This is a genomic window from Micromonospora sp. NPDC049799 (genome assembly GCF_040656655.1).
In the GTDB taxonomy this organism is placed as follows: domain Bacteria; phylum Actinomycetota; class Actinomycetes; order Mycobacteriales; family Micromonosporaceae; genus Micromonospora.
The window spans coordinates 1-1,704 of sequence record NZ_JBFAMU010000777.1 but is presented as its reverse complement, the minus strand read 5'-3'; the positions used below and the strand labels follow the sequence as shown (position 1 = coordinate 1,704).

The 1,704-nt window shown below is 74.2% G+C and carries 2 protein-coding genes and 1 pseudogene; all 3 read left to right on the top strand.

Features of this window, described 5'->3' with window-relative positions; genetic code table 11:
• Window positions 1–489, top strand: a 489-nt coding sequence (locus AB0I76_RS29380) for a zinc-binding dehydrogenase (RefSeq protein ID WP_357042242.1), incomplete at its 5' end; no start/stop codon positions are given.
• Window positions 490–1,308, top strand: a complete 819-nt coding sequence (locus AB0I76_RS29375) for a sugar phosphate isomerase/epimerase family protein (protein WP_357042239.1) — start codon at window positions 490–492, stop codon at window positions 1,306–1,308. It abuts the gene before it with no gap.
• Window positions 1,305–1,704 (top strand): annotated as a pseudogene (locus AB0I76_RS29370) (hypothetical protein); the annotation flags it as partial. The gene AB0I76_RS29375 and the pseudogene AB0I76_RS29370, both read left to right, overlap by 4 nt.

Sequence of the window (1,704 nt, the reverse complement as noted above, 5' to 3'; positions counted from 1 at the left end):
CGGGTGCCCAGCCGGCTGGCGCACGCCGCCCGCCTCGGCGCGCGTACGGTCGTCGACGCCGGCACCGAATCCGCCGCCGCCGTGCTGCGCGCGGCGACCGGGGGTCGGGGCGCGGACGTCTGCCTGGAACTGTCCGGCGCCTACCCGGCGCTGCACGAGGCGATCCGGGCCACCACCCACGCCGGCCGCGTCGTGGCCGCCGGCTTCTACCAGGGGCAGGCCGACGGCCTCGGCCTGGGCGAGGAGTTCCACCACAACCGGATCCAGTTGGTGGCGGCCCAGGTTTCCGGGCCGACTCCGGCACCCGGCATGGCCGGCCGGTGGACCGGTGAGCGTGTCGCACGGACCTTCATGGAACTGGTGGCGGACGGCAGCGTCGACCCGCTGCCGCTGGTGAGCCACGTCGTCAACGCCAGCGCGGTGGCCGACGCGCTGGCGCTGCTCGACCGCGGTGACGGTGACGTCCTCCAAGTCGTGCTGAGGTTCTGAATGACGATTCCACTGGCCTGCCAGGAACAGCTCCTGCCGGGCACCGACCTGATCCGCAAGTACGCCCTCGCCACCGCGCTCGGCTACGACGCCGTCGAGCTGCGCGGCCGTGGTGACCTGTCGTTCGCCGCGCGCCTGCCCGAGCTGCGCCGGGCCCGTGCCGCCGGGGTGGTGATGCCCACCGTCTGCGTGGAGATGGACCACTTCATCGGGGACTTCGACCCCGAGCGGTCCCGCGACGCGGTCCGCAACCTGCGCTCGCAGTTGTCGGTCATCGCCGAGGTGGGCGGCATCGGGGCGATGACCCCGGCCGCGTGGGGGATGTTCTCCCGCCGGCTGCCGCCGTTCGAGCCGCCCCGGTCGCCGGCCGGCGACCGGCAGGTCCTCGTCGACGCCCTGGGCGAGTTGGGCGAGCACGCCCGCGCCGAGGGGGTCACCCTCTTCCTGGAACCCCTGAACCGGTACGAGGACCACATGGTCAACCGGCTCGACGACGCGGTCACCCTCTGCGCGGCGGTCGGCCTGCCCTCGGTGCGGGTGGTCGCCGACACCTTCCACATGAACATCGAGGAGGACGACGCACCCGCCGCGCTGCGCGCCGCCGCGCCGTACCTGGGCCACGTCCAGGTCAGCGACTCCAACCGCTACCAGCCCGGCGCCGGCCACCTGGACTGGCCACTGCTGCTGCGGACCCTGCTGGACATCCGCTACACCGGGTGGCTGGCGCTGGAGTGCCGGCTGCGCGGCGACCCGGTCCGGGCCCTGCAACAGGCGGCGACCGTGCTGCGGCACGCCCAGCCCCGGGCGGCGGCGGCATGAGCGAGCGCAGCGAGCGAATCATCGAGTTGAGCGGGGTGGGCGGCACGAGCACCGGTGAGGTGCGCGCCCCCGCGGAGCTGTGGCAGCTCGCCGTCGACACCCTGGAGAGCAACTGGGAACACGACCACACGGTGCCGTCCCGGACCCTCTACCCGCACCAGTGGAGCTGGGACTCGGCGTTCATCGCGATCGGCTGGTCCCACGTCCGTCCCGAGCGCGCCTGGCGGGAGCTGGCCAGCCTGTTCCGGGCCCAGTGGGCCGACGGGCGGGTGCCGCACATCGTGTTCAACGCGGCGCTGCCGGTCGGCTCGTACTTCCCCGGGCCGGAGTTCTGGCACTCGGCCGTCGCCGACGCCGCGCCGGCCGCCGCCACGTCGGGGCTGATCCAGCCGCCGG

Coding starts and splice junctions, on each gene's coding strand:
- AB0I76_RS29375 (WP_357042239.1), top strand. CDS start 490: ATGACGATTCCACTGGCCTGCCAGGAACAGCTCCTGCCGGGCACCGAC.